The organism is Edaphosphingomonas haloaromaticamans (assembly GCF_001853345.1).
GTDB classification, from domain to species: domain Bacteria; phylum Pseudomonadota; class Alphaproteobacteria; order Sphingomonadales; family Sphingomonadaceae; genus Sphingomonas_E; species Sphingomonas_E fennica.
On record NZ_MIPT01000011.1, the window covers coordinates 1 to 2,222 of the forward strand.

The following is a 2,222-nucleotide window of genomic DNA, read 5'->3' on the forward strand; positions in this document are numbered from 1 at the left end:
GGCTCCGGGACAACGCTTTTCCACGCACCGGAACCCTCCGGAATATCAGAAGCAGGCGGCCTTCGGCGCTTCCTCTCCCCTCCCTGCAAGGGAGGTCTCTTATACACATCTAGATGTGTATAAGCCCCCAGGCAATAGCCGGCAAGCGCCACCGGCTCGCCCAGTTCGCGCAGCAAAGGCAGCAGCAATTGTTCGATATGGCCGGCGACGTCGCGATCGCGCTCCTCCGGCGCGGGCGTGCCCCAATCGAGGAGGAGCGGGCGCACGCCCTGCGTCGCCAGCCAGCGCAGCAGCGACCGGCCTTCGGCGAGATCGAGGACGTGCGGCGGGTTGATGAGCGAGGGCACGAACAATGCGGGCGGCCCATCGCCGCCATAATCGCGGATCGCGGCGCGGCCGATGCGCGCGATCACCGGCATTTCGGGCGGGCGCGGGGCGCGATCATGGCCCTGGTAGCGGCGCAGCCCGGCGAGCGCCGCGCGTAGCCGGGCCGGATCGCCCGCGGTTTCATGCTGCAGCATGGCAAGGAACAGCGGAAGGGGGCGGGGCTTCTGTTGCGGTGCGTCAGAAAATGATGCTACGCTGCCGCAATTCGTGGGAAAGGGCGCGGTCATGGCGAAATCAGCTGGTTCGGGCACGGGGGGTTCTGGCACGGTCATCATCAAGAAATACGCCAATCGCCGGCTCTATAATACCGAGACGTCGAGCTACATCACGCTCGATCATCTTGCGCACATGACGCGCGAGGGGCGGGATTTCAAGGTGATCGACGCCAAGACGGAAGAGGACATCACGCACAACGTCCTCACCCAGATCATCATGGAGGAGGAAAATCGCGGGCAGACGATGCTGCCGGTGAATTTCCTGCGGCAGCTTATCTCCATGTATGGCGATTCGATGCAATCGATGGTGCCGCAATATCTGGAAGCATCGATGGATGCGTTCCGCCGCAACCAGACGCAGTTCCGCCAGGCCTGTCTCTTATACACATCTAGATGTGTATAAGAGACAGGGATTATGTCGCGACCGACGACCTGAAGGTCGCCGTCAATGCCGCGGTCACGCTCCGCCGCCCGCTGCTGGTGAAGGGCGAACCCGGCACCGGCAAGACCCTGTCTCTTATACACATCTAGATGTGTATAAGAGACAGTCTTCGGCGGCTGGAACGCCTTGGCCGCCGCCTCGCACATGTCCATGTTGCGCTTGGACAGCTCCGCGAACGGGCCGCCGGCGAACGCCCCTTCCATCGCCTGGCGGAACTGCGTCTGGTTGCGGCGGAACGCATCCATCGATGCTTCCAGATATTGCGGCACCATCGATTGCATCGAATCGCCATACATGGAGATAAGCTGCCGCAGGAAATTCACCGGCAGCATCGTCTGCCCGCGATTTTCCTCCTCCATGATGATCTGGGTGAGGACGTTGTGCGTGATGTCCTCTTCCGTCTTGGCGTCGATCACCTTGAAATCCCGCCCCTCGCGCGTCATGTGCGCAAGATGATCGAGCGTGATGTAGCTCGACGTCTCGGTATTATAGAGCCGGCGATTGGCGTATTTCTTGATGATGACCGTGCCAGAACCCCCCGTGCCCGAACCAGCTGATTTCGCCATGACCGCGCCCTTTCCCACGAATTGCGGCAGCGTAGCATCATTTTCTGACGCACCGCAACAGAAGCCCCGCCCCCTTCCGCTGTTCCTTGCCATGCTGCAGCATGAAACCGCGGGCGATCCGGCCCGGCTACGCGCGGCGCTCGCCGGGCTGCGCCGCTACCAGGGCCATGATCGCGCCCCGCGCCCGCCCGAAATGCCGGTGATCGCGCGCATCGGCCGCGCCGCGATCCGCGATTATGGCGGCGATGGGCCGCCCGCATTGTTCGTGCCCTCGCTCATCAACCCGCCGCACGTCCTCGATCTCGCCGAAGGCCGGTCGCTGCTGCGCTGGCTGGCGACGCAGGGCGTGCGCCCGCTCCTCCTCGATTGGGGCACGCCCGCGCCGGAGGAGCGCGATCGCGACGTCGCCGGCCATATCGAACAATTGCTGCTGCCTTTGCTGCGCGAACTGGGCGAGCCGGTGGCGCTTGCCGGCTATTGCCTGGGGGCTTATACACATCTAGATGTGTATAAGAGACCTCCCTTGCAGGGAGGGGAGAGGAAGCGCCGAAGGCCGCCTGCTTCTGATATTCCGGAGGGTTCCGGTGCGTGGAAAAGCGTTGTCCCGGAGCC

The 2,222-nt window shown here is 63.3% G+C and carries 1 protein-coding gene and 4 pseudogenes; 3 read left to right on the plus strand and 2 right to left on the minus strand.

What is annotated here, in order from left to right; all coding sequences use genetic code 11:
* Positions 1-521, minus strand: a pseudogene (locus tag BHE75_RS22945) (hypothetical protein); the annotation flags it as partial.
* Positions 522-612: 91 nt separating this feature from the next.
* Here BHE75_RS22945 and phaR (BHE75_RS23805) point away from each other — a divergent pair.
* Positions 613-975 (plus strand): annotated as a pseudogene (gene phaR / locus BHE75_RS23805) (polyhydroxyalkanoate synthesis repressor PhaR); the annotation flags it as partial.
* Positions 976-995: 20 nt separating this feature from the next.
* Positions 996-1,133, plus strand: coding sequence for a hypothetical protein (locus tag BHE75_RS24650; protein ID WP_191225263.1), 138 nt, complete (start codon positions 996-998; stop codon positions 1,131-1,133).
* Between the two features lie 24 nt (positions 1,134-1,157).
* Here BHE75_RS24650 and phaR (BHE75_RS22950) read toward each other — a convergent pair.
* A pseudogene (gene phaR / locus BHE75_RS22950) lies at positions 1,158-1,610 on the minus strand (polyhydroxyalkanoate synthesis repressor PhaR); the annotation flags it as partial.
* A gap of 91 nt (positions 1,611-1,701) precedes the next feature.
* Between phaR (BHE75_RS22950) and BHE75_RS22955 the strand changes: the two are divergent.
* Positions 1,702-2,222: pseudogene (locus tag BHE75_RS22955) on the plus strand (hypothetical protein); the annotation flags it as partial.